At 45.5% G+C, this 26418-nt stretch carries 19 protein-coding genes; 11 read left to right on the forward strand and 8 right to left on the reverse strand.

Features of this window, described 5'->3' with window-relative positions; all coding sequences use genetic code 11:
- Positions 1-18: 18 nt before the first annotated feature.
- Positions 19-4482: a translocation/assembly module TamB domain-containing protein gene (locus tag DWX84_RS17860; RefSeq protein ID WP_005865402.1), complete on the forward strand. Its 4464-nt coding sequence runs from the start codon at positions 19-21 to the stop codon at positions 4480-4482.
- Here the strand turns inward: DWX84_RS17860 and DWX84_RS17865 are convergent.
- From DWX84_RS17865 to mtgA, 3 genes are read right to left on the reverse strand one after another with little or no spacing between them, the layout of a single operon-like run.
- On the reverse strand, positions 4439-5371 hold the full coding sequence (locus DWX84_RS17865) for a tRNA-dihydrouridine synthase family protein (RefSeq protein WP_121961307.1): 933 nt from the start codon (positions 5369-5371) through the stop codon (positions 4439-4441). The genes DWX84_RS17860 and DWX84_RS17865 overlap by 44 nt on opposite strands.
- Position 5372: 1 nt before the next feature.
- Positions 5373-6038 (reverse strand): lipoyl(octanoyl) transferase LipB, encoded by a 666-nt coding sequence (lipB, locus tag DWX84_RS17870; protein WP_121961308.1) that lies wholly within the window; start codon positions 6036-6038, stop codon positions 5373-5375.
- A complete protein-coding gene (mtgA, locus tag DWX84_RS17875) occupies positions 5984-6784 on the reverse strand; it encodes a monofunctional biosynthetic peptidoglycan transglycosylase (protein WP_121961309.1) in 801 nt (266 codons plus the stop codon). Before mtgA ends, lipB begins: the two co-directional genes overlap by 55 nt.
- A 140-nt stretch (positions 6785-6924) precedes the next feature.
- Between mtgA and DWX84_RS17880 the strand changes: the two genes are divergently transcribed.
- Entirely contained in the window at positions 6925-8583 is a 1659-nt protein-coding gene (locus tag DWX84_RS17880; RefSeq protein ID WP_005855687.1) for an AMP-binding protein, read from the forward strand.
- Between the two features lie 50 nt (positions 8584-8633).
- On the opposite strand, the gene DWX84_RS17885 is transcribed toward DWX84_RS17880, so the two are convergent.
- Positions 8634-9143, reverse strand: coding sequence for an RNA polymerase sigma factor (locus tag DWX84_RS17885; RefSeq protein WP_005855686.1), 510 nt, complete (start codon positions 9141-9143; stop codon positions 8634-8636).
- Positions 9144-9408: 265 nt separating this feature from the next.
- On the opposite strand from DWX84_RS17885, the gene DWX84_RS17890 reads away from it, so the two are divergent.
- Complete coding sequence (locus DWX84_RS17890; RefSeq protein WP_121773445.1) at positions 9409-10788, forward strand: nodulation protein NfeD; 1380 nt, start codon at positions 9409-9411, stop codon at positions 10786-10788.
- Positions 10789-10794: 6 nt separating this feature from the next.
- On the opposite strand, the gene DWX84_RS17895 is transcribed toward DWX84_RS17890, so the two are convergent.
- Entirely contained in the window at positions 10795-11430 is a 636-nt protein-coding gene (locus tag DWX84_RS17895; RefSeq protein WP_005865390.1) for a helix-turn-helix domain-containing protein, read from the reverse strand.
- 70 nt (positions 11431-11500) lie between these two features.
- Here DWX84_RS17895 and DWX84_RS17900 point away from each other — a divergent pair, with 70 nt between their 5' ends.
- Both DWX84_RS17900 and kdsB read left to right on the forward strand, forming a co-directional pair.
- Entirely contained in the window at positions 11501-13771 is a 2271-nt protein-coding gene (locus DWX84_RS17900; protein WP_008771717.1) for a cation:proton antiporter, read from the forward strand.
- Positions 13772-13788: 17 nt separating this feature from the next.
- Positions 13789-14541 (forward strand): 3-deoxy-manno-octulosonate cytidylyltransferase, encoded by a 753-nt coding sequence (gene kdsB, locus DWX84_RS17905; RefSeq protein WP_121961317.1) that lies wholly within the window; start codon positions 13789-13791, stop codon positions 14539-14541.
- 16 nt (positions 14542-14557) lie between these two features.
- Here the strand turns inward: kdsB and DWX84_RS17910 are convergent, their stop codons facing one another.
- The 3 genes from DWX84_RS17910 to DWX84_RS17925 all read right to left on the reverse strand — a co-directional run bounded on the left by DWX84_RS17910 (position 14558) and on the right by DWX84_RS17925 (position 20051).
- Complete coding sequence (locus tag DWX84_RS17910) at positions 14558-16282, reverse strand: DUF6057 family protein (protein WP_121961310.1); 1725 nt, start codon at positions 16280-16282, stop codon at positions 14558-14560.
- 249 nt (positions 16283-16531) lie between these two features.
- Positions 16532-18433, reverse strand: coding sequence for a membrane protein insertase YidC (gene yidC, locus DWX84_RS17920; RefSeq protein WP_121961311.1), 1902 nt, complete (start codon positions 18431-18433; stop codon positions 16532-16534).
- 10 nt (positions 18434-18443) lie between these two features.
- Complete coding sequence (locus DWX84_RS17925) at positions 18444-20051, reverse strand: CTP synthase (RefSeq protein WP_005865380.1); 1608 nt, start codon at positions 20049-20051, stop codon at positions 18444-18446.
- 417 nt (positions 20052-20468) lie between these two features.
- Between DWX84_RS17925 and DWX84_RS17930 the strand changes: the two genes are divergently transcribed.
- The 6 genes from DWX84_RS17930 (at position 20469) to DWX84_RS17955 (ending at position 26414) form a co-directional block, all read left to right on the forward strand.
- Positions 20469-22013, forward strand: a complete 1545-nt coding sequence (locus DWX84_RS17930) for a DUF3078 domain-containing protein (protein ID WP_008778497.1) — start codon at positions 20469-20471, stop codon at positions 22011-22013.
- 101 nt (positions 22014-22114) lie between these two features.
- On the forward strand, positions 22115-22531 hold the full coding sequence (locus DWX84_RS17935) for a SoxR reducing system RseC family protein (RefSeq protein WP_121961312.1): 417 nt from the start codon (positions 22115-22117) through the stop codon (positions 22529-22531).
- 9 nt (positions 22532-22540) lie between these two features.
- Positions 22541-23473: a Fe-S cluster domain-containing protein gene (locus DWX84_RS17940; RefSeq protein ID WP_121961313.1), complete on the forward strand. Its 933-nt coding sequence runs from the start codon at positions 22541-22543 to the stop codon at positions 23471-23473.
- Positions 23474-23484: 11 nt separating this feature from the next.
- Positions 23485-24816 carry an electron transport complex subunit RsxC gene (gene rsxC, locus DWX84_RS17945; RefSeq protein ID WP_005865372.1) on the forward strand — a complete coding sequence of 444 codons (1332 nt, stop codon included), beginning with the start codon at positions 23485-23487 and terminating at the stop codon, positions 24814-24816.
- A gap of 12 nt (positions 24817-24828) precedes the next feature.
- Positions 24829-25797: an RnfABCDGE type electron transport complex subunit D gene (locus DWX84_RS17950; protein ID WP_005855664.1), complete on the forward strand. Its 969-nt coding sequence runs from the start codon at positions 24829-24831 to the stop codon at positions 25795-25797.
- 2 nt (positions 25798-25799) lie between these two features.
- On the forward strand, positions 25800-26414 hold the full coding sequence (locus DWX84_RS17955; RefSeq protein ID WP_008771710.1) for an RnfABCDGE type electron transport complex subunit G: 615 nt from the start codon (positions 25800-25802) through the stop codon (positions 26412-26414).
- The last annotated feature ends 4 nt before the right edge of the window (positions 26415-26418 follow it).

A 26418-nucleotide genomic window follows, 5' to 3' on the forward strand; every position in this document is an offset into this window, starting at 1 on the left:
TTCTGGATATTCTATGCGTTGCCGGGCATCTTACTGAGAATTCCTTATATTCAAAACAAAGTATCAGAAGTAGCCACAACCCAGTTATCCGGCCACCTCGGTGTGCCCGTAAAGATCGGTAACGTGGATATCGAATGGTTCAATCGTCTGGTACTGGAAGGGCTTTATCTGGAAGACCAAGACGGGAAAGTCATGTTCGAGGCGAATCATGTGGCGGCGGGATTCGAGATCATGCCGTTACTGGAAGGGAAGTTCGTCTTCACGACGGTACGTTTGTTCGGTTTCTCCTTCAATCTACGGAAACACACGCCCCAAAGCCCTTTGAACCTACAATTCGTGATCGACGCTTTCGCCAGTAAGGATTCGATAAAGAAAGAGAAGAATATCGATCTCCGTTTCAACTCCATCATGATCCGAAGAGGTAATTTCAGCTATAACGTGGATAGCGAGAAAGAGACCCCGGGAAAGTTCAACGCCAAGCATATCGATATCAAGAACCTGAGTGCCAAGATATCCCTCAAGGCTTTTAACAAGGACAGCGTGAACGCCCATATCAAGAAGATGAGTTTCGATGAGGCGTCCGGTTTCTCCTTGAATAAGTTATCGCTGAACGTGGTCGGGAACCGGGATAGCGCTTTCGTGCAGGACTTCGAGGTACGCTTGCCGCAGACAGACTTGAAGATCGGGCGTGCCCGGATCGATTTAAGCGAGATCGATAGCCTTCCCGCTCTCTTGAACAACGCTCCGATCGATTTGAATATAACACCTTCGCAAATCTGCCTGAAGGACTTATCCCCTTTCGTCCCGGCGTTCAAGAACTTCGCCGACACGATCGAGTTATCGGCCGAGGCAAACGGCTACATCAATAATTTCAACTTGAAGCGCCTCACCTTGAAATATAGCGATAAGATGCTGTTTATCGGCCAGATGGAATTAAAGAACATCACCCATCCCGAGGAAACGTATCTTTTAGGGAAGGTGAATAAGATGTATATCACGACAGACGGCATCTCCAGTTTGGCCAATAACTTCAATGAGCGTCCGAAGAGTCTCCCGGCCCCGGTCGTCAAATTGGGGACGATCAATTTCACGGGCGAGATATCAGGCTTTTTTGATAACCTAGTCGCTTTCGGAAAATTATCGTCTTCCATCGGCTCCATACAGACAGACTTGATATTCGGTAGCAACAAGGATAAGAATATAGCCGCTTACCTACGGGGACGCATCGCCTCCAGCAACTTGCGGCTCCATGAGTTATTTGGCGAGAATAATCCTTTCGGGGAGGCTCGCTTCGACATCAATATCGATACCCGTAGACCTGTTGGCGGAAATTTCTCCGGAAATATCCAAGCACAAGTCAAGGAGTTCGATTATAAAGCTTATAAATACAAGGATATAAATCTTTCCGGTAATTTCAAGAAGAGTAGTTTCGATGGGACTATCCATGTAAACGATCCCAATGGCGAGTTATACGCCCAAGGTATCTTCCAGCACCAAGGGCAAAACTCCTTGTTTAATTTCACCGCCCGCCTCGATCATTTCCGGCCGGACCGATTGAACCTGACGGACAAATATGAGGCGCCGAATATCTCCTTGGCTTTAAACGCGGATTTCACCGGAGATAATATCGATAATCTGGAAGGTAGCATCACGTTGGACAGTCTTTCTTTCGAGACCACTCCCAGCAGCTTCTTCCTTAAGAAATTCGAAGTAGTTGCCTCGGGGCATAGTCTCGACCGGCAATTAACCATAACGTCCGATATCTTGAATGGAGAGGTCACCGGGTCTTACTCATTCAACACGCTAATCCCCAGCCTTATGAATACGTTCAAGGGATATGTGCCAGCCTTGATCAACACGACCCAGAAAAAACAAATCGTGAAGGAGAATAACTTCGCCCTCCTATTAACGATCGAGAATACGGAAGCGCTTTCTACGACATTGAAACTACCGTTCACGATGGTGCAACCCGGACGGATCACGGGACATTATAATAATATTTATAATAAGTTCCGTATCGAGGCGTGGCTTCCGAAGTTCAATCTCGGGAAATCCATGTTCGAATCCGGCTACTTGGTTTGCGACAATCCGAACGATAAGGTAAACCTCCAATTAAAAACGATTAATTACAACGACAAGGGACTGCGTAATTACCTTGATCTCAAGGCAGACGCTAAAGACAATCTGGTGAATACCATGATTGGGTGGGCGAATAATAAAGAGCGGTTATTTAAGGCCGACATCTCCGCCTCTACCCTTTTTGTCGAGGAGGAAAGCGAGAAAGGGCCGGCCAAGTTACGTACGGAAGTCACGTTGAATAAAAGCCCCCTCATTATTAAAGACACGCTCTGGACCATCAATCCGGCGAATATAACAATTCGTGAGGGCAAGATCGGTATCGAGCATTTCCGGGTAGATCATGAGACCCAGTATTTATCGATGGAAGGGACGATCTCGAAAGATCCGGCAGATACTTTATTGGTAGACTTGAAGCAAATAGAGCTGAGTTATGTCTTCGACGTATTGAATATCCCAGTCTTGCAATTCGGGGGTGAGGCGACCGGTAAGTTCTATGTGAACGACTTATTCAATAGCCGCATGCTAAATACGGATCTGGAAGTAAAGAATTTCTCATTCAACCAAACCCCCTTGGGTCGCCTCAATCTCTTCAGCGAATGGGACGACGCACAGAAAGGTATCCTTATGCTGGGAAGCATCTACAAGAACGACAGCACTTGGACGGATGTGAACGGTTATGTATTTCCAGTCGGGCCCAATGCGGGGCTATCCTTGTATTTCGATGCCAATGATATCAATCTGGCCTTCTTGCAACCCTTTGTCGATACGGTCATAAAGAACTTGCAAGGCCGGGGATTCGGAAGTATACATTTGCACGGCCCCTTTAAGGAGCTGAATGTCGAGGGAGATGCCTATGTCATGGATGGAGGGGTAGGCGTTGATTTCTTGGATACGTATTATACCTTCTCCGATTCCGTCCACCTTGACTCTACGTCCGTCAATTTACGGAATATCACGGTCAAGGATCAATTCGGCAACTCCGGAAAAGTCAGCCTTAAGTTCAATCATCTGCATTTCCGGGATTATAGCTTCCTCGTAAACGTGCAGGGTAATAAGATGTTGATGTATAACGCCAACCAGAAAAAGAATCCGCTGATCTATGGAACGGTATTCGCCAGCGGAACGGCGCAAATCAAGGGCAACGGTAAGTTGATAGACTTTGATATTAACATGAAAAGCGAACCTAAGACCGCTATTTATCTGGACTTCATGAATAATAACTCGGCTACGGACTATGATTTTATCACGTTCGTCGATAAAAGCAAGTTGGCCGCTAACGTAGATTCCACGTCCACACACCCATTGAATATCGTACACGAGACAGACGAGGGAGCCGAGCTACGAATGAACTTCCTCCTTGATATCACACCCGATGCCGATATAGAGCTAATCATGGACCCGATAGCGGGAGACCGTATCAAAGGAAACGCCAGTGGAAGTTTACAAATACAATATGGAACAAGAAGTGATCTTCGTATGTATGGCGACGTGAATATCGTACAAGGAAACTATAATTTCAGCTTACAGCAAATCATCCATAAAGACTTTAAGATCAGAGACGGTAGCACGATCAATTTCCGTGGCGATCCCTTTAATGCCCATATGGATATCAATGCGATCTACAATCTGACCGCAAATATCGGAGACTTGGATCAGAGTCTCTTACTAGAAAGTTCTCGAACAAACATACCCGTCAATTGCGTCTTAAACCTTGAAGGCGCATTGCGCAGCCCGTCTATTTCCTTCGACTTAGAATTTCCGAACTCTAACGAGGAGTTAGAGCGTCAAGTCAAAGCGTTTATAGACACAGAGGATATGATGACCCGGCAAATCGTTTATTTGTTGGTGTTGAATAAATTCTATACACCCGAGTATGCCCAAACGACTTACAAGTCTAGCGAGTTAAACGCCGTGGCTTCATCCGCTATCTCAGCGCAATTATCCAATCTATTAGGTAGTTTCACGGATAAAGTACAAATAGGGACAAACATACGAGCGGGACAGGACGGTTTCAAGGAAGACACGGAATATGAGATGATATTATCCAGCCAGTTGCTAAACAACCGCTTATTGATCAATGGTAATTTCGGTATGAGAAATACGGTCACTACAGGCAAAAATAACACTTTTATCGGAGAGTTCGACCTAGAATATAAGTTGACCCCCTCCGGTGAGATCCGGCTAAAGGCTTATAACCATGCCAGAGATATGTATTTCGGCCTGAAGCAAGCATTAACCATACAAGGTGTAGGTATCATGTACCGGAAAGACTTCACGAACTTCTCTGAGATTTTCAGGAGAAGAAAGAGGCCTCTTTTACCCTTGATCCCCAAAGACTCTACGAATGTCCCTCCCGTAGTCAAAGACTCAACAAATCTTTCACTGCCGACTGATAAGAAGTAAGGGAAGTACTTTTCAATACTTTCTTGCGAAGCCTTTTATCGGCCTCCGGCAAAAGATAATCCCAGATTGTCTTCATTTTAGATAATACCTGATGCTCGCCACCTTCCAACCGGGCAGCATATTCATCCATCAACGACTCATGGAACATGACTAGTTTATCCCGCCTCTCATTCACGGTCAAGACCTGTCCGGACACAAACTCAGTGGCCAGCCAAGGAGAGGCCAATAACCCTCGTCCCAGCATGATCCCGGCAAGCCCCGGAAAACGCTCCTTTATACCTCGGATATCTTCCAGCCCCACTAAATCTCCATTATAATATAAAGGAAGTTTACATTCCTCATAAAAACGGGAGAATCCATCCCAATCGATAGCTCCTTTATATTGCTGTATCCCTAACCGGGGATGCAAGGTTATATGCTTCAAAGGTAACTTATTTAATAAGGACAGAAGCACGAATGACTCGTCCGCACACTCCCACCCCAAACGCATTTTCACAGAAAAAGAAATATCCGGGAACTCCTCAATCGTACGTAATAAAGACTCGGCCTCTTCCTTGTACCGCAAAAGTCCCGAGCCTCTATGGGCACGGACCTGCATAGGGAAAGGGCATCCTAAATTAATATCCGCTTCCCGGTACCCATTCTCTTGGAATAAACGCACGATCGACCGAAACTCGTCTGGTGTGGAAGCGATCAATTGCGGTACGACATGTACCTGCCTATTTCTATCGCAAGCGATATCCTTCAAGTCCTTATTCCGGAAACCACCTTTCTCTATCCTTACAAAAGGAGTATAATAGGTATCTACGCCCCCGAATACTCGGGTATGCGCCTCTCTATAAACTGAATCCGTATATCCTTGCAAAGGAGCGAAATGAATGACTGCCATATCAAGCGAAGATTTCCATGAAAATCGATCTCAATTGACTTTTTGCCAACTCAAAGTCTTGGGGTGCCCCCAACTCCATAGCCAAGGAGGTAACGCCTTTATCCGTAAAGCCACAAGGGTTGATCAATGAAAAGTAACTCAGATCCGTATTTATATTCAAAGCAAAGCCATGCATCGTAACGAACCGGCTGCTTTTCACACCAATCGCACAGATCTTACGGGCACACCCCGGTACCTCAGGATCTAGCCATACACCCGTCGCCCCTTCCAAACGTTCCCCTTTCAAGTCGTAAAGCGATAGGAAACGGATGATCGTCTCTTCCAGCATATGGATGTATTGTTTCAATCCCAGATTCCAATATTCCAGATCAAATACCGGATAACCGGTAATCTGTCCCGGCCCGTGATACGTTATATCCCCCCCTCTGTTTATATGGTAAAACGAGATCCCTCGTTCCCGTAAAGTTTCCTCGGGAATAAGCAAATTGGAGTCCTTGCCACTTTTACCGATCGTCAAGACCGGTAAATGCTCACAAAAGAATAATTGATTATCCTCTTTCTTTCCCGTTGCCTTCGCATCCAATAAGACCTCGAAAGCAGCTGTCTGATATTCTAACGCATCGGCATAAGCGATTCGTCCCAAGTCATGATAACGGAAGCTCTCCATTTCTTTCTTTTTTTAACCTTTCCGGTACCGGGATCAACTTGCCCGGCACCATATCCCATTTCTACTTTTATCAGTTTTCCCATTAAGGAAATTATTTTCGCTTGTCGTTTCAGCATATAAGGTGACGGTTTAGCGGAATTAAACTTCCGGGGATTTGGAAGTGTGGCCGCTATTAGGGCTGCCTCGCTTTTGGTCAATTGGTAGGCATGCTTACCGAAATGAGCCTCCGCTACCGCCTCCGCACCATAGATGCCCTCCCCCATCTCTATCGAGTTCAGATAGACTTCCATAATACGTTCCTTTCCCCATATCCATTCGATCAAGAAGGTAAAATAGACCTCGATGCCTTTCCGTAAATAACTTTTCCCCGGCCAAAGAAATACATTTTTAGCGGTCTGCTGGGAAATCGTGCTGGCACCTCTCACCCTTTTACCTTTCTCGGCCTCGGCCCGTGCCTTCTGGATTTGTTCCACATCAAAGCCATTATGCTCCATGAACAGGTTATCCTCCGACGCTATGACCGCTTGAACCAAAGGCTGGGCGATCTTGGATATAGGAACCCACTTATGATCGAGTTTCATTTTCTTCCCATCCTGATGCTGCTCATACATACGAATAAACATCAATGGCGTATAATATACGGGTACAAATTTATATACCACTACCGCCAATATACTGGATACAAACAGGAAGATCAACAGATTCCTGCACCAGATCCATATCCGTTTTACCAGAGGTGCTACCATATTCTTCTATTTGGAGAGACAAAGGTAAAGAATATTTCAGTTTCCGGCGGACTGAAACTCATAATTTACAGAAAAGGCACTATCTTTGGCTTTTGACAACTTTCCACCCTGTCATATGGTTATTTGATAAATAAATTAGTATGGAGAATCGTTTTTTAGGACTCATAGAGAATAGCATCAAGGAGCATTGGGATCTCCCGGCGTTCTCCGATTATAATGGACATACCTTCCATTATAAAGATGTAGCTCGTCGAATTGAGAAATTTCATATTATCCTAGAGCATGCCGGCATTAAAAAGGGGGATAAGGTGGCTTTAGTTGGACGGAACTCCTCCAACTGGGCGATCTGTTTCTTCGGGATCTTGGCTTATGGAGCCGTAGCCGTGCCTATCCTACATGAATTCAAACCGGATAATATACATCATATCGTAAATCATTCCGAGGCAAAGGCAGTCCTTGCCGCTTCCAGCAACTGGGAGAATATGAATGAACGCATGATGCCTGACGTGAAACTGTTCATGATGCTGGATAACTTCTCGATCATTCACAGTAAAAGCAAAGAAGTCCGGGTAGTAAGAGACCGGATCAATGAATATTTCGGTAAAAAGTACCCTCGTTCATTCACGTCGAACGATGTTCGGTATCACGTGGAAAAGCCGGAAGAATTAGCGGTACTTAATTATACTTCCGGAACCACCAGTTTCTCGAAAGGGGTTATGATCCCCTATCGGAGCTTATGGAGTAATACGCAATTCGCTTACGACAATTTACCGTTCATCCATCCGGGAGATAATATCGTATGTATGCTTCCGATGGCCCATATGTACGGATTGGCATTCGAGGTATTGAATTCCGTGAATAAAGGCTGCCATGTACACTTCCTCACACGTACCCCCAGCCCGAAAATCATAGCGGAAGCTTTTACGACAATCAAGCCGGCGCTGATCCTAGCCGTACCTCTGATTATCGAGAAAATCATCAAAAACAAGGTATTCCCCGAACTGGAGAAGCCTTTGATTAAATTGCTCTTGAAAGTCCCCTATATAGACCAGAAAGTACTGGATACCATTTCCGCCAAGTTAACGGCGTCTTTCGGAGGGAACTTCGGGGAGATCGTTATCGGAGGAGCCGCTATCAATAAAGAAGTGGAGACGTTCCTTCATTCCATCCATTTCCGATATACCGTAGGCTACGGGATGACCGAATGTGGCCCGCTAGTCTCCTATGCGCAATGGGATGAGTTTAAGCCCGGTTCCGTAGGACGTATCGTCGACCGTATGGAAGTCCGCATCGATTCAGAGGACCCGGAAAACAAGGTGGGAGAAATATTGGTGAAGGGTATGAACGTGATGCTCGGTTATTACAAGAATCCGGAGGCTACGAAAGCCGTTATGATGCCTGACGGATGGATGCGTACCGGCGATCTGGGAACCCTCGATAAAGATGGATTTTTATATATCCGCGGTCGTAGTAAAACCATGATTCTAGGCCCCAGCGGACAAAATATCTATCCGGAAGAGATCGAGGATCGCTTGAATAATATGCTATATGTAGCGGAATCGCTCATCATCTCCCAAGGAGGTAAACTAGTCGCCCTCATCTATCCCGATTGGGAGCAAGTAGATAAGGCAGGTATACAACATTCCGAAATCGAGAAGTTGATGCAGACCAACATTGACCAAGTAAACGAGGAGATGCCGAATTACAGTAAAATCACCTGTTTCAAGCTGTATCAAGAAGAATTCGAGAAAACACCCAAAAGAAGCATCAAGAGATATTTATACCAACCGGCCGAATAAAAAGAAAGCCGTCTTTTGTTAAAGACGGCTTCTTTTATATAAAGTAAATTTTATCCTTGACGAAAATCTTTTAAAACTTTTTGTAATTCTTGTCGAGCGAAAAATATACGGCTCTTAACCGTCCCCAGAGGAACATCCAGTTTATCAGCGATCTCATTGTATTTATAGCCACTCAAAAACATAGAGAATGGAACCTTCAACTCATTGTTCAAACCGTTGATCGCTTTCGTGATCTCTTGAATTTGATAAGCGCCATCCGGAGAGTCAAAACCTGAATCGTTCACGACATCCAAGTTATATAAGTCGACACCTTGATCTACGACAGTTTGCGTGCGAACGATCTTGTGATAATTGTTAATGAAAATGTTACGCATCACAGTCAAGACCCAGCCCTTAAAATTGATATTGTCTACAAATTTTTCTTGATTGTCTAAAACCTTCAGCGTTGTGTCCTGCATCAGATCTTGGGCATCATCCCTATTCGCTGTAAGCATAAGCGCAAAATTCATCATGTTTTCTTGCATGCTCAATAATTTTTTCTGAAATTGCAACGCATTCATATTGTTACTAGTTAAATAAAGTTTAATACTGTATAAGTATTATCCCTCAAACATTGAAGGATGCAACAAATATATAAATTAAAAATGGAGATATACAGTTCTTTGATAAATATTAATATTAAAAATCGCAACTTAATATTTTTGTTGTAAATCTTACTGAAAATGAGTATTATTTACAAGTTGCACAAGTTACAAAAATCAACATTTACAACAAGCCAGTTACAATTTTCAACCAAATATTAAAAACAAATATAATACAAACAAGATGAAACGTTTATTAACAATATTAACAGCTATAATATTAATACTTGCAATCTCTCTTCAATCGGAGGCTAAAGAGAAGTCCTTAATATATACGATTGATATAAAAAAAGAGATCGATAACACCACGTGGATTTATCTCCATAACGGATTATCAGAGGCCAAGCAATTGAGTGCCGATGCCATCTTATTGCATATGAACACATACGGCGGATTACTGGAATCTGCCGATTCTATGCGAACGGCTATTTTATATAGTCCCATACCGGTATATGTATTTATCGATAATAACGCAGCTTCAGCAGGAGCTTTAATTTCCATAGCATGCAAGAAAATCTATATGCGGAAAGGGGCGAATATAGGAGCGGCAACGGTTGTCAATCAAACGGGTGCGGCTCTACCTGATAAATATCAATCTTATATGCGTTCCATGATCCGTTCGACGGCTGAGGCGCAAGGGAAAGATACGCTTATACAAAACGGCGACACGATCTATAAATGGAAAAGAGATCCTTTAATCGCCGAAGCGATGGTCGATGACAGAGTGATCGTCCCCAACCTCATCGATAGTGGTAAAGTATTGACACTTACCTCTCAAGAAGCACTCAAATGGGGTTATTGCGATGGCATCGCCGAGAGTCCGGATCAAGTAATCACAGAATATATCGGATGTAAGGACTATGAGATTAAAAGTTATCAACCCTCATGGTTCGATAATGTAAAAGGTTTCTTTATGAGTCCGGTAATACAGGGCTTATTAATCATTATTATCATCGGTGGTATTTATTTCGAGATGCAAACCCCGGGGCTTGGTTTTCCATCCGCTGCCGCGATAATAGCGGCTATCCTTTACTTCGCTCCTCTCTATATGGACGGGTTGGCTGAAAACTGGGAAATCCTGTTATTCATTCTCGGCGTTATATTAATAATGTTGGAGATATTCGTGATCCCGGGCTTTGGCATAGCGGGGATAAGTGGAATTATTCTCGTGGTCGGCGGACTTACAATGAGCTTACTGAACAATACTGTTTTTGATTTTCAAAACGTATCTGGAATGGATACGGGCAGAGCCGCTTTAACGGTTCTATTAGGTCTGGGTATCGGATTCACGCTAGTGATATGGTTATCCAACAAAATAGGACATAAAGGACCGCTAAAGAAAATGGCATTAAACGCTGATTTGGAAAAAGCGGTATCCAGTCCCAATTTGACACAACTGATCGGAAAAGAGGGCACGGCCGCTACCGTTTTACGTCCTTCGGGTAAGGTATCTATCGAGGGAGAGTTGTATGACGGCGTATCGGAGTCTGGCTTCATCGAGAAAGGGACTCCTATCAAAGTCGTCAGATTCGAGAGCGCGCAAGTCTATGTAATCAACCTATAAACGAGTCTATGCGATCCGTTTATAGGCAATACATTTATCGATCACGACATATTCCATCGCTCCCATAGCCATCAAATCACTTAGGATGTTACGGGCCGCATAATAATTGATATGGGCGATATGGCAAAACTGCTTTATGCTGATATACGGATGCTCGTCGAGCCAAGAAAACAGGATCTCGACGGGCTTACTTATTTTCAGCAATGTACCTTCTTTGGTTTTCTGCTTCTTCCATGCTTGCATGAGGACTTCGTTCGCTAATATATTCTCGTCCGCAACCCGGATATAGGCCTTGTATTTATCGTCTTTATCCGGTGCCGTATGCGGTTTCTCATCGCTTGGGGCGATATAGACCTCCAATACGGTCTTCCCGTTGACATCCCAGCGCTTAGCTGTAAACGGCACCTCGGGATGCGTATACATTTTAGAAGCAGCCTCGATCATATAATATTCCTCCTCACTTCTCACACCGGAAATAGCGCCGTTATCCTTCACTCCAATCAGCAGACGCCCGCCATCTGTATTCGCGAACGCACTCAACGTCCGGGCGATCTTCTTACTGTCGCTCACCTCAAACTTAAAATCAAGTTGTTGATGTTCCCCTTGCTCTATAAGCGCTTCAATCGGATGTTTCTTCTTCATTTTGGCTTCTGTTTTGAGACACAAAATTAAAATAAATACCTAACTTTGGCAATCGAAAAAACAATAAACGATGTCTCAGATACCTGCGCTAATATCAGATCTTGCGGTCATACTCATATCCGCCGGGTTGGTTACCCTGTTATTCAAAAAGTTAAAGCAACCGGTCGTATTGGGGTATATCGTAGCCGGAATACTCGCCGGGCCTTCCATCGAGCAAATACCGACAGTTACAGATGTGGAAAGTATCCGTATCTGGGCTGATATAGGCGTTATCTTCCTGTTATTCGCTTTGGGGCTCGATTTCAGTTTCAAGAAGTTGATGAAGGTGGGAGGAACCGCCGTCATTGGAGCCATAACCGTTGTTATAGGTATGATGACAGCGGGATATATCACGGGCTTATCACTGGGTTGGGGACATATGAACAGTCTTTTCCTCGGAGGTATGTTATCGATGTCTTCCACGACGATTATCTTCAAGGCATTCGACGACATGGGATTGCGTAACCAACGATTCGCCGGTGTCGTATTCGGTATCTTGGTGGTAGAGGATCTATTCGCCGTATTATTAATGGTATTACTTTCTACCGTAGCGGTAAGTAAACACGTGGAAGGCATGGAGATGCTGGATAGCGTAGTCAAATTAGGCATTTTCCTTTTATTCTGTTTCGTCGTCGGGATCTATTTGATCCCCTCTTTTCTGAAAAAGGCAAAAAGCTTCCTAAATGAGGAGACTCTGTTGATCGTGAGCATCGGGCTATGCCTTGGTATGGTTATGATCGCCACAAAAGCCGGATTCTCATCGGCTCTCGGAGCTTTTGTCATGGGTTCGATTTTGGCCGAGACCATTGACGCTGAACGGATCGAGCATTTGGTAAAACCCGTAAAAGACTTATTTGGAGCGATTTTCTTCGTGTCTGTAGGCATGTTAATCGATCCTCAGATGCTCTGGGAGTATAAAATCCCGATTTTCATTATCACGCTCGTAGTCATGGCCGGACAGATTTGTTTCGCCAGCTTCGGAGTATTACTGTCCGGACAACCGATAAAAATAGCCATCCAGTCTGGTTTCTCGTTAGCGCAGATCGGAGAATTCGCCTTCATCATCGCAGGTTTGGGACTATCATTAAACGTGACGGATCAATATCTGTATCCGATCGTTGTCGCCGTATCCGTGATCACGACATTCTTCACACCTTATATGATCCGGCTAGCGGAACCTGCCTACAAATGGGCGGAGCGGATCATACCGGAGAATTGGAAACAGTTCTTGGAGCGATATTCATCCGGTTCCAATACGATCCGTCAAAAAAGCGCATGGAATAAGTTACTAAAAGCCTTGGTCCGCATCGTCGGTACTTATACCGCCGTCTGCCTAGTACTTATCTTTTTATGGCTACAAATCGTGACACCGTTCATCTGCAAACATTTGCCCGGCATCCAAGGAAATCTAATCTCCTTGATCTTAATCCTAGCTCTGATCTCCCCGATGTTGCGGGCGATCATGATGAAAAAGAATCATTCCGTGGAGTTCCAGCAATTATGGAACGATAATAAATATAACCGGGGTCCCCTAGTCTCACTCGTGATCCTCAGAATCCTGCTCTGTATCGGTCTCGTCATGCTTCCTGTCGCACGGTTATTGAATGCTGCGCTAGGAATTATGCTAGCGGTCGCTTCCGCCGTTATCGTATTAATGATATTCTCCAAACGGCTAAAGAGGCAGTCGATCCTGATGGAACGGCATTTTTTCAGTAACCTTGTAGCGAGGGAAGTGGAACAAGAGCGAAAAGCCCCGATCAACCAGCGTTTCGCGAACCACTTATTAGAACGAGATCTCCATTTAGCGGATTTCGAGGTGAAGCAGAATTCCCCCAGTATGGGAAAAAGCCTGAAAGAATTAAACTTCAGGCAAAAGTGCAACGTAAATATCGTAACGATTATCCGGGGAGAGAAGCGAATCAATATACCGGGAGGAGACGAGCGGCTCTACCCGTTCGATAAACTGGTAGTAGTTGGCGCCGATGATGATCTGGAGCACTTTAGGAAATATCTGGAGGAACGCTACAAGAAATCATACGCCGAGCAATCGAACACAAGAAAGGAAGAGATGAACATGGAGCAAATCATTATCTCGGAAGGTTCCCGATTGATCGGCCGCTCCATCATAGAGTCCGGTATCCGTGATAAAGCCGCTTGTTTGGTAATCGGTATCGAACGTGGAAGTAGCTCGATCAAGAATCCGCCTCCCAGTACGGTTTTCGAGGAAGGAGATATCGTATGGATCGTAGGCGAACGGGATAAGTTGATCCAGTTAAGCGAAGGAAAAGTAGTAACCAGTTAACAAAACGATATAGAATGATGAAGTTTATAGGAATTATTCCGGCGAGATACGCCTCTACCCGTTTTCCGGGGAAGCCATTAGCGGATATGAACGGAAAGCCCATGATACAACGTGTATATGAGCAAGTAAAGGATGTCTTAGACTCCGTTTGCGTAGCTACCGACGATATCCGGATAGAGAATGCGGTTAAAACCTTCGGCGGCCAAGTCGTCATGACCTCCGATCAACATCGTAGCGGTACGGATCGTTGCTACGAGGCTTATCAGAAAATAGGCGAAGGGTATGATGTGATTGTCAATATCCAAGGTGACGAGCCTTTTATCCATCCCGAGCAAATCCAGACGATCAAAACCTGCTTCGCCGACGCAAACACGCAAATAGCGACATTGGTAAAGCCTTTCCGTTCGGACGATGATTTCGAGAGTACCCTATTCAATCCCAATTCCCCGAAAGTCGTACTCAACAAAAACAACGAGGCTATGTATTTCAGTCGATCTATTATTCCTTATATCCGGGGCAAGAAATATACGGAATGGTTGCCGAGTCATACCTTTTACAAACATATCGGGTTATATGCCTATCGTGCGCAAGTGCTGAAAGAAATCACCCAATTACCTCAATCCGCTTTAGAACTGGCGGAAAGCCTTGAGCAATTACGCTGGTTGGAAAACGGATATAAAATCAAGGTCGGCATCACAGAGCAAGAAACGATCGGTATAGATACACCGGAGGACATGGAGAAAGCCTTAGCCTTCCTCGCGAACCGCTGATCACTTACACTATTATTCAATGAATATAGTCAGAGTAGTACCAATAGGTGGAGGAATAACGTTCTCGTAATTCCTCCTTTGCTTTTCTACCCGATTTACAATGGATGTAATCTTGGTAATCCTCGATAACATCTTGAGGTATCTGATAACCGGCCACCTCCTCGTCCGAGCTTTTAGATAAAACTTGTACCAAAGTCTCCTCATACAAACGGGGTACAACCTCAAATTTTCCTTTATAATAAGTATCGAACGCATTCTTAAAACTATTCAAATTCTCGTTCAGTAAATAATAGCACAACAAATAATCCAATGCCTGTTTATTTTCCGGATATTCCGCCACCAAACTTGACAGTACTCCCGGATAATCGGATATGGACATTAGTATGTCATGCTCTCGCTCCCAATCTCTTTTCCTCGGCAAACGTTTCTCCATCGACAAGGTCTCCTCACCCTTCAACTGTTCCTCCTTCGACCTTGCCCATGAGTGATAAAATAACGTCGCGTCCAATAGGTTCAGGTATTTTCTAGCCTCCTCAATATCCCCTCGCCGCATATCAATCTCCACCAGCCGCTTGATCTGCCGTACGCTTCTTTGTTTAGGGCTGAACAAGATTCCTTCGATCGCCCGGTGACGGGCCATATCCATATCTCCCAATTGATAATACACCTCATTACTGAAAAACACGGGAAGTATAGAAGACCTCAAATCGATCGGTAAGAACAAGGCGTCCGCCCCTCGTTGATAATGATCCATCAAATTCTGGGGCAACTCGTTCTTCTTGGAGAAAGCGATATTCCTATAATAACTTACCAAGATATCGGGAGAATCAAATCCGGCAGACAAATCCAAGACTCGCTCCCAATCACCCCTATAGATCGCTTGGTCTACTGCCAGAACCTTTTCCCGCTTCCGGTTCGTACCCGCTATAACAAATGAAAAGAATCCAAATACGACTAAAAAGGTAATAAGCAAGCTATGCCGGTTCAGACGTATCCTACGTATACTTTTAATCTCCAAAGCGAATATCTCTAGAATCAACGCTAAAGCGGGGAAATATACGCTCAAGCCATCCACATGGGAATATTTATAGGCCTCCTCAATGCTCAATCCATAAAAATGACGCATGAACAACGGATATAAATAACTCGATAACAAAAGAGAAAGCCAGAACCACCACCGTTTCCTATTCTTGGCTCCCTCATAGAATATCACCATCAAGGAGAAGACAAATAGCCGGCTACCGACCATGCTATAAATTATGGGAAGAAGTATAAAAGCCACCCAAACGGACGTTCTCTTATTCTTAATCCGGATGTATCCCAAGAAGAGCCATAGAACGAAAATCAACGTAAGCGTAGACGCTATACTATACGACAACCGGCAAATCAATCCCCACTCTAACGCTACCGGAAACAACGCATATATGGAGACCATATTACCATTTCCGAACTTGCGTAAAACCCGCATAGAGTAATACCATAAGAGCAACAACACGCACGTCACGATTAACGGACCTATCACAGTCAAATGGAAGAACTGTATCAAGAAATTCCCCACATAACAGCTCAACCAGGCCGGCTCATCCCAGAACGAGACAAAATAATCGGTGGTATACAAAAAAATCCTCATCTGCTCTTTGAAGAACAAATGGTTTGGGTAAATCCATTGAAAGAAAGCAAAGCATACTACGAAGAATATTCCCGCTATTACCCATTGAAGCGATCGTTCATTTTTTGTCATTGACAAAATCTCTTATTTATAACCTCCCTATTTCCTCAATATAGAAAAAATCAATTTCCTCATCAATCTTTTGAATACAAAACAATGCAAACAAACAAAAAGTTTTGAATAAATACAAATAAACAAATAGAATCATGATCAAGACGTCTTGTTTTTCAAGTAGAGGAGCCAAGATATACAAAAAAAATCCCTTTATCTACCAATAAGCAAATAAAGGGACCTTTTTCAAGGACAACAATTACTATTATCCTATCGTTTTTTCTTAGCCTCTTGTTGTTTACGCAACGTCTCCTGCTGTGCTCGTTGAGCCTCTTCCAGACGTTTCATGAAACCGGATTTCTTCATCGGTTTCCGTTTGTTTGCCTCCAACTTAGCTAACAATTTATCCTCATTGATCGTATAGCGGAAGATCAATGTCTGCACGATTGTGATCAACGTAGAGATGAAATAGTAATACGTCAAACCGGAAGCATACTGGTTGAAGAACACCAAGAACATCAACGGCATCATGTACATCATGGCCTTCATGCCCGGCATCTGTTGCTGCCCGGTATTCGTCATCTCCATATTATACTTGGTATAAAAAATATTCGTGATCGTCATCAACAAACAGAACAAACTGATGTGATTTCCGAAATACGGAGTGATGATCGGAATATATTTATTCCAGCTAAAGATAGCGTCGTAAGTAGACAAGTCGTGCGCCCAAAGGAAACTCTGGTGACGTAACTCGATCGCCGACGGGAAGAACATGAATAAAGCGATCAAGATCGGCATCTGCAACAACATCGGCAAACAACCACTCATCGGGCTCGCCCCCGCACGGCTATATAGCTCCATCGTCGCTTTCTGCCGTTCCATAGCCTTATCCTGTCCGGGATACTTAGCGTTGATCTCCTCCACTTGCGGACGCAATACACGCATCTTGGCGGACGACATATAAGACTTATACGTCAACGGGAAAAGGATGGTTTTCACGATGATCGTCATCAAAAGGATCAAGATACCATAATTATGGATAAACTTACCCAAGAAGTCGAACAAAGGGATCACGAAATATTGATTCACCCAACGGAAAATACCCCAACCTAGCGGAACCAACTTCTCCAGATCCAGTTGCTGCTCGGCAACGACACCTTTATCGAAGGACTTCAACAAGGCGAACTTATTCGGTCCGAAATAAAAGGACAGGTTCGTGGCCTCCTTACCTTGCAAGTCGAAAGGTACGGAAGTGGTCGTCTTGAATTGTTTCAATACATCCCCCTCCGGAATCGCTTTCGAGTCTAAGGTAGTAGCCTCAAAGCCCTCTTGCGAGATCAATACGGTAGAGAAGAACATATCCTTATAACCGATCCATTTCAAGCGGTTCGGGATCTGCTTGCTGTCACTCTTCGACTCGCTCAGGTGTTCCACGTCGTCCGCCATGAACTTGTAGTTCAAGGTCACGTAGCGATCCTCAAACTTACGTCCTTTTTCCTGTTGACGGATATCCTGCTCCCACAATAAATCCAAGGCATTCGTGCTCGGTGCCAAGACACCGTTCAATCCCGTACCCAGAATCTGGTATTGCACCATATAATCATCCGGTTTCAAGGTATAGGTAAAATCCAGATGACTACCCTCGCCGGTGTTCAAACGCATGATCACGGAATTCGGGTCATTCCCTTTAACCGGGGTAAAATACAAATCGCCCGTATTCACGACACGGTTCGTAGCCGTGACCAACGTGAAATTAAAATTAGACTCTTTCTCGTCGAACAAAACGAGAGGCTCGTCATTATACGTATCATACTCCTTCAAGCGTGCGTAACAAATACGTCCGCCCTTATTGCTGATACGCAGCTCGACCACGTCATTTTGCAGGGTCGTGTAATCTTCCGTGCCCACCATAGCATCGCCGAATACACCGAAGCTCTGCTGCAAACGTTGCGCCCTTACCGAGTCCGGCACGTTCTCCAACGAATCCTCCACTAAAGCACTTTTGTTCTCTTGTTTCTGCAATTCCAGTTGCTGAGCATACTCAATCTTCGCGATTGAATCTTGGTAACGGCGCTGTGCCTCCAACTGCTCAGGCGTTGGCCGGTTGAACCAGCTAAACGCAAATAATACGACACCGATCAGCAGAAAACCTATTAATGTGTTTTTATCCATTTATCACCAATTATTTTTTATTTTCGATAGCAGCTTTCACGAAGCTGAGGAAAAGAGGATTCGGATTCACCACGGTACTGTTGTACTCCGGATGATATTGAACGCCCACGAACCATTTCAAGGCGGGGATCTCTACCACCTCTACCAGATTTGTCTCCGGATTCTCACCCGTACACATCATACCGGCGGCCTCATATTGCTTCTTATACTCGTTGTTGAACTCGAAACGATGGCGATGACGCTCTTGGATATGCTCCTTGCCGTATGCCTCCAATACCTTGGAGCCCTCTTTCAGCGTACAGTCGTAAGCACCCAAACGCATGGAACCTCCCATATTGGTAACGTTCTTCTGCTCCTCCATCAAGTCGATCACCTTATGTGCCGTATTCGGCTCCATCTCCGTAGAGTTGGCATCCGCCAAACCTAATACGTCACGGGCAAACTCGATCACCATGCACTGCATACCCAAGCAGATGCCCAAGCAAGGGACATCATGCTCACGAGCGTATTTGATAGCGGCAAACTTGCCCTCGATACCTCTCTGCCCGAATCCGGGGGCGATCAAGATACCATCCATATCCTTCAATTGCTCGGCGGCGTTCTCGTTATTTAATTTCTCCGAATGGAACAAATGCAAATCCAGTTTATGATGATTGTAAATAGCGGCTTGCAACAAAGACTCGTCGATCGACTTATAAGCGTCTTGCAATTCCACGTATTTACCAACCAAACCGATCTTCACCGTATCCGTAGCCGTGCTCTTCAAGGCAAGGAATTCCTTCCAAGGCTTCAACTCCGGAGTCGGGCCGACTTCCATACCGACCTTACGCAAGACCACCTCGTCCATCTTCTGGCGTTGCAATACCAAAGGAACCTCGTAGATCGTCGGTACGTCGATCGACTGGATCACGGAATCCTCGGCCACGTTACAGAACAACGCCACCTTACGTAACAAGTTCGCGTTCAGCTCATGCTCCGTACGTAAAACCAACACGTCTGGCTGGATGCCTAACTCCTGCAATTGCTTCACGGAATGTTGTGTAGGCTTCGTCTTATACTCTTTCGCCGCGGCGATATAAGGCACGTAAGTAAGATGTACGCAAAGGCAGTTCTTACCCAGCTCCCATTTCAACTGGCGAACGCTCTCTATGAAAGGCAGAGACTCGATATCACCCACCGTACCACCGATCTCGGTGATCACGAAGTCAAATTTATACTTGCTACCCAATAATTTCACGTTACGCTTGATCTCATCCGTGATATGAGGTACTACCTGTACCGTCTTACCCAGATAATCCCCCTTACGCTCCTTGTTGATCACGCTTTGATAGATACGTCCGGTAGTGATATTATTCGCACGGGTAGTCTGGACATTCAAGAAACGCTCGTAATGGCCCAAGTCCAAGTCAGCCTCATGTCCATCAACGGTCACGTAACATTCCCCATGCTCATAAGGGTTCAACGTACCCGGGTCGATGTTGATGTAAGGATCAAATTTTTGGATAGTAACCTTGTAACCTCTTGCTTGAAGGAGCTTACCTAAAGAAGCGGAAATAATTCCCTTACCTAAGGAAGAGACCACGCCGCCTGTAACGAAAATGTACTTTGTATCTGCCACGATAGTAATATTTTAGTTATCTTTTTAATTGCACACCTGCATTTCGAAACCGCAAAGTTAGCGATTTTCATCGAGACATGCCAAATTTAATGTTTTTATTTCTCGCTGAATATCTCCAGAACTGACCCGGGCTTCGGCAGGACTCTTCCGATTCCCGACCCGAAGCACGGCACTAAAGACAGTACTTCTCATGGAATTACTTCGGTACTACGTAGGAAGTACTGAAGTACTTTGACCGAAGTATTCCAGTACTTCCAGCGGAGTACTGAGGCAAGTCCGTATAAGCCTCGCTAGACACACCTGCTTTGCCTCAGTGATCGTAACTTTTACCCAGATAAATATCAAATCGTATGTTGTATATCATTCTTTTTAGCTAATTTTGCGACCACTACAACTAATAGATGTAAATAAGGTATTATGATGATGAAGAGGCATGGTGTGTATGCGCTATTATTACTTTCACTAATTGGGAGCTCGGCATACAGCCAAGAGAACCAACTAGTTACCGGAACGATAGTTCAACGTCCCGCACAGCAAGTCGTATCGGATGATACGATTCCTGCGATCAATCTTGGCGAAGAGGAATTAGACAACATCGTAGACATTCGTAAACAATTCGAGAAACAAAACAAGACTTACTCGGCGCCCTTGGCCCCAAGCACGAATTTACTGCGTTTCTTGAAAAAAGACGAACTGGAGATCTCGGACGAGGCGATGTATTGGGCCCGTCTGGTACGAGACGCCTCCACGGCTTTCGATAATACGATGACCTTCCGAGACACCGTGATCGTAAACCCTTTATTCATGCCGATCGTTTTCCGGGGAGATTATCTACCCAAGAACTTGATATTCTACAACTTCGATTCATTGAAGGAGAGGACTCCCTATGATAACTTATACCGGACAGACTCCATCTTCAAAGATCTGGAGCGAAACAAACAGTTCGAGGAGATGGCTTACAAATATGTGCAGAACAATTACCCGACTTATTTCCGCTACTCCGAGAGGGATCTGCCCAATGAGGTGATCAAACCTAAATTCATCAAGAAGAATATTTATGAGGACTTGCCGATCAAGGTGGAGGCTGATGCCAATTTTGAGGACGTAGACGCTCCCGCCCGCTTTATCCCGGAGCGGAGATACTGGATATCGGCCTTCGAGAGCGCCGTCCAATTCTCCCAGAACTACGTTTCGGAGAACTGGTACAAGGGTGGAAGTAGCAACTTGAACCTGTTCACCAAGAACAATTTAAAATACGACTATAAGAAAGATAAGGTACAAGTAACGAACGAACTGGAATTCAAAGCCAGCGTATATACGGCACCGAAGGATACCTTAAGGAACTATAAGATCGGTGACGACGTATTCCGTATACACAGCAACGTCGGCTACCAAGCGTTCAACAAATGGTACTATACGTTCGACGCTGAGTTCAAGACCCAGTTCTTCACCAACTATCAAGAGAACGAGCACATCAAACAGGCCGCGTTCCTAGCCCCGTTCTCTATCAACTTCGGTCTCGGTATGAAATACGAGCTGGAAAAACAATTTACCGACAAGCATAAGAAGATTAAATTCAGCACCAACTTGGCGCCGATCTCCTATACATATATGTATACGACACAAGAGATCGATTATAGCCGTCACGGTTTCAAGAAAAACGAGGAAACCGGTGAGTTCAATAACAAGCTAAGCCAAATAGGTTCCACGATCCGTGCAGACCTCGCCTTCGATTTCAACCGTAACGTAAGCTGGCAATCCCGTCTTTATTTCTTTACCACTTATGGCGATCATACCATCGGGGAGTTCGAGAATACCTTGGTTCTGGCCATCAGCCGCTTTTTCTCCACACGTATCTATTTTCACCTTAGATACGACGATGGAGTGGAAAAAACAGAGGATAACAAGAGTTATTTCCAGCTTAATGAGTTGTTAAGTTTCGGTTTTAATTACAAATGGTAAGCTAGGATTTAAGATTTCGAATAATAAACTTTGTTAATCGTGACATAGTTTCTAAATTATACTTACTTTTGCCTTGATTTTGCAATGTCGAGATTACAAATATGAGCGAAAGTATAAATCATACAGGATTTGTAGAGAAGATTGATGGCGACACCGTCTTCGTCCGCATTACCCAACAATCCGCATGCTCGGGATGCCACGCACAGTCTATGTGCTCGGCTTCCGAGAAAAAGGATAAGATCATTGAGGTACCCGATCGGTCGGGACGGTTTCGCGTTAACGAGGAAGTGATGATATGCGGACAAAATTCCATGGGGCTTCAGGCCGTATTGTTGGCATTTGTCATTCCTTTGGTGATAGTCGTAGGGGCCATCGTGGTCGGTACGAATCTACAATGGGACGAGACCACGAGCGGGTTAACCGGTTTATCGCTTTTGCTGCCTTATTACTGTATACTATACTTAATGCGTGACAAACTAAAAAGACGATTTATATTTACTTTGAAAAAACTTAATTGATAATATATCATGATTTTAATTGCCGTTATTTCATTAGGAGCAATCGGGGCGGTCGGAGCGGTTTTCCTCTACGCTGCTTCCAAGAAATTTGAAGTCTATGAAGATCCTCGCATCGCTCAAGTACAGGAAGTCCTCCCCGGAGCGAACTGTGGAGGTTGCGGTTATCCGGGTTGCGCCGGATTTGCGGGTGCTTGCGTAAAAGCTGACTCATTAGACGGATTGCTCTGCCCCGTTGGTGGTGGCCCGGTCATGGCCAAGGTCGCTACGATACTGGGTAAAGAGGCGGGTACAGCCGAACCCATGGTAGCCGTTGTCCGTTGCAACGGAACTTGTCAGGCCCGCCCACGTACAAACTCTTATGATGGAACGAAAAGTTGCGCCATCGCCTCTACCCTTTACGGAGGCGAGACGAATTGTTCTTTCGGTTGCCTAGGTTATGGCGACTGCGTGAACGCCTGCGCTTTCGACGCGATCCACATCAACCCGGCTACGGGAATCGCCGAGGTGGACGAGGAAAAATGCACTTCCTGCGGCGCTTGCGTGAAGGCTTGCCCGAAGAGTATCATCGAGTTGAGAAAGAAAGGACCTAAATCACGCCGGATTTACGTGTCTTGCGTAAATAAAGATAAGGGAGCCGCCGCCCGCAAGGCTTGCGCCAACGCTTGTATCGGCTGTGGCAAATGCGCCAAGGAATGTCCGTTCGAGGCGATCACCGTAACAAACAACGTAGCTTATATCGATTATACGAAGTGCCGGATGTGCCGCAAATGCGTGGCTGTATGTCCGACAGGAGCTATTCATGAGCTGAATTTCCCTCCTCGCAAGGAAGCCGCTCCCGCTCCGAAAGCGGAGACCGTGAAACCGGCGCCGAAGGCAGAGGCTACCGTGAAACCGGAAGCCACACCGAAAGCTACAAGTGAAGAAAAAACAAATCTAAATTAAAATCTAATAGTATGCTAAGGACATTTCGAATCGGAGGTATACATCCCCCCGAGAATAAACTGTCTGCCGGTAAGAAAATTACGGCTCTCGCTACGCCTAAACAGGTGATTATCCCCCTCAGCCAGCATATCGGCGCCCCGGCGCAGGCCGTGGTGAAGAAAGGGGATCTGGTAAAGGTGGGTACATTGCTAGCCAAGGCGGGTGGTTTCGTATCAGCGAACATCCACTCTTCCGTATCCGGCAAAGTGAACAAGATAGATAACGCTCTCGACGCTAGCGGATACAAACGTCCCGCTATATATATAGATGTGGAAGGTGATGAATGGGAAGAGACGATCGACCGCAGCGAGACCTTAGTGAAGGAGTGTGCGCTGTCTTCCAAGGAAATCGTGGATAAGATCGCCGCTTCCGGTATCGTCGGTCTGGGTGGAGCGACTTTCCCTACGCAGGTGAAATTGATGCCGCCTCCCGGAAACAAGGCAGAGATCGTAATCATCAACGCCGTGGAGTGTGAGCCTTATCTTACTTCCGACCATTCGTTGATGCTGGAGAAAGGCGAGCAAATCCTAGTCGGTGTCACGATCCTAATGAAAGCGGTCAACGTGAACAAGGCCGTGATCGGTATCGAGAATAACAAGCCGGACGCTATCGCCCATCTGCAAAAGTTGGCGGTAAATTATAAAGGTATAGAGATCATGCCGCTTAAGGTACAATATCCGCAAGGAGGCGAGAAACAATTGATCGACGCCGTTATTCGCCGTCAGGTAAAAAGTGGTGCGCTTCCTATCTCGGCGGGTGCCGTGGTACAGAACGTAGGAACTGCTTATGCCGTTTACGAGGCGGTACAAAAGAATAAACCGTTGTTCGAGCGTGTGGTGACGATCACGGGTAAGGCGGTAGCTAATCCTTCCAATTTCTTGGTTCGTATGGGAACCCCGATCAGTTGCTTGATCGAGGCCGCAGGTGGCCTGCCCGAGAATACGGGTAAGATTATCGGTGGCGGACCGATGATGGGTAAAGCGTTGATCAGCGCCGAGGTGCCGGTTTGCAAAGGAAGCTCCGGCGTTTTATTACTGACGAAAGAGGAGTCTGTCCGCAAGCCGATCCGGGATTGCATCCGTTGCGCCAAATGCGTAGGTGTCTGCCCGATGGGATTAAACCCTACCCTATTGATGAACGCCACGGAATTCCAGAATTGGGAATTGGCGGAGAAGAACTATATCACCGACTGTATCGAGTGCGGGTCGTGTAGTTATACCTGTCCGGCCAACCGTCCGTTGCTGGATCAGATCCGGTTGGGTAAAGGAAAAGTTATGGGTATTATCCGGTCTAGAAAGTCATAAAACAAGAGCAACATGGAAAATAATTTATACGTATCGCCCTCGCCCCACATCCATGGTGGCGACAGCATAAGCAAAAATATGTATGGTGTACTGATTGCCCTTATCCCGGCTTTCTTGGTATCCCTTTATTTCTTCGGTCTGGGAGCGTTGATCGTTACGGTCGTATCGGTTCTGGCCTGTATGATATTCGAGTATTTGATCCAGCGATTCCTGATGAAAAAGGAACCGACCCTTTGCGATGGCTCCGCTATCCTGACGGGTGTATTGCTGGCCTTCAACCTACCTTCCAACCTTCCGGTCTGGATCATTATTATCGGAGCGTTGGCAGCGATCGGCATCGGCAAGATGTCTTTCGGTGGATTAGGTAATAATATTTTCAATCCGGCGTTAGTCGGACGTGTATTCTTATTGATCTCCTTCCCGGCACAGATGACGACTTGGCCGGTGGTAGATGCCTTGAACGTTTTCCCGATGACTTATACGGATGCCCAGACCGGCGCAACGGTATTGTCGTTGATGAACGAAGGCGTGACCGAGCTTCCGTCTTACGGGAACATGCTTGTAGGAGCTATGGGAGGTAGTCTCGGTGAAGTGAGCGCCGTGGCCTTGATCCTCGGTCTTTTATTCATGCTATGGAAAAAGATCATCACTTGGCAGATCCCGGTATCCATCTTGGCTACCGTATTCGTATTCACGGGCATCATGCACTTGGTGAATCCGGTACAATACGCCAGCCCGTTTGTTCACTTATTATCCGGCGGTTTGTTATTAGGCTCCATCTTTATGGCGACCGACTACGTAACCTCACCGATGAGCAAGAACGGAATGCTTGTCTACGGCGTGGGAATCGGAATCCTTACCACGGTGATCCGTTTGTTCGGGTCTTACCCGGAAGGTATGTCGTTCGCTATCCTGATCATGAACGCATTTACTCCGCTAATCAACAGCTATATCAAACCTAAACATTTCGGAGGAAAGTAAGCATGGCAAAATTAAAATCAACATTACCCAATATGCTCCTTTCACTAACAGGCATTTGCTTGGTAGCAGGGGCGATCCTAGCCGGAGTGAACCAGTTTACCGCCGGCCCTATAGCGGTAGCTAAAGCGACCGCCTTGGAGGAAGCGATTAAAGCCGTTGCTCCCGAGTTCGACAACAAACCGACTGAGGACGTCTATATGGCCGTCTCCTCCGATGGTGATTCCCTCAAGATTTATCCTGCCAAGAAAGGCGGACAAGTCGTTGGCGGAGCCGTAGAGAGTAATACGAAAAAAGGCTTTAGCGGTGAGATACGGGTTATCGTAGGTTTCGATATGGATGGCAAGATCTTGAACTATTCCGTATTGCAACACGCCGAGACTCCGGGTTTGGGAGCCAAGATGCAAGAATGGTTCCGTGCGGACAAGAACAAGCAAAGTGTCTTGGGACGTACGATTCCGGACGGAGGCTTAAAAGTAACAAAAGATGGTGGCGACGTGGACGCTATCACGGCAGCGACCATCTCCAGCCGTGCGTTCCTCGATGCCGTGAACCGTGCGTATAGCGCATTCGCAGGCGTAGACGGATTAACGGGTGCCACTTCAACTGATAACAAATAAAAAG

The organism is Parabacteroides sp. AF21-43, from assembly GCF_003635435.1.
Classification (GTDB): Bacteria; Bacteroidota; Bacteroidia; order Bacteroidales; family Tannerellaceae; genus Parabacteroides; species Parabacteroides distasonis.